General features: G+C 59.1%; 1 protein-coding gene. It reads left to right on the top strand.

The window, feature by feature from the left end:
* The first annotated feature begins 159 nt into the window (after positions 1-159).
* Positions 160-573 (top strand): GcrA family cell cycle regulator, encoded by a 414-nt coding sequence (locus tag FS320_RS51420; RefSeq protein ID WP_152718810.1) that lies wholly within the window; start codon positions 160-162, stop codon positions 571-573.
* The last annotated feature ends 75 nt before the right edge of the window (positions 574-648 follow it).

Below are 648 nucleotides of genomic sequence, written 5' to 3'. Positions count from 1 at the left end.
GCGGACAATGTTGGTAGTCTCGTTCATGGCGTATCGCTCTCTCGAAGAGGTTCTGGCAGGCTCGACACCCGCCTCGATACGCCGCCCTTCTCACACCGTCATCACCCAGTTTCCGCCATAGCTCGTTCCAGACCGAATTACACCGGAAATCAGACCGTTATGAGCAGCCGGCTCTCACCATGGAGCTACAGGCCCCACCTGCATCTATTGTGCCCAGATCCGGCGAATTGGCTGTGCCTCCAATGGCACAGCAGCTTGGAACTCAGTTGGATCTTGGCCTTTAGCTCTCAGGTCATTGTCGCTGAGTATCCCATGCGTGAGATCCCGGAGCCCTCTCCTCAACACAGAACCACGCTCTTCAAGCTGCGGGCGGAGCAATGCCGCTTTGTTGTCTCGGAGGGAGACGAGGCGATCTTCTGTGGTGCCTCGACCCATGCTGGATCCAGCTGGTGCCCTTGGCATAGGCGGCTCGTCTACACCAAGCCGCCGTCCGGTGGTGTGAAGACTGGGCGTGGGTTCGTTGCACCTAGCCGTTCCTATTCACCAGAGTTTGTTTCGGGGCCTATTTGGTAGCGCGGGCGTGCCGATCCGCTGCGTTTCTTTCACCGCGGCAAGGTCTGGAACGTGGGGAACGCGTTGGCAGGGACG

The organism is Microvirga tunisiensis (assembly GCF_009296175.1).
Taxonomy (GTDB): Bacteria; Pseudomonadota; Alphaproteobacteria; order Rhizobiales; family Beijerinckiaceae; genus Microvirga; species Microvirga tunisiensis.
Note: the sequence above shows the minus strand (reverse complement) of the source record. Positions and strands in the feature narration are given on the sequence as shown.

Bases quoted from the DNA above. Each gene is read 5' to 3' on its own strand.
- FS320_RS51420 (WP_152718810.1), top strand. From the start codon at position 160: ATGAGCAGCCGGCTCTCACCATGGAGCTACAGGCCCCACCTGCATCTA.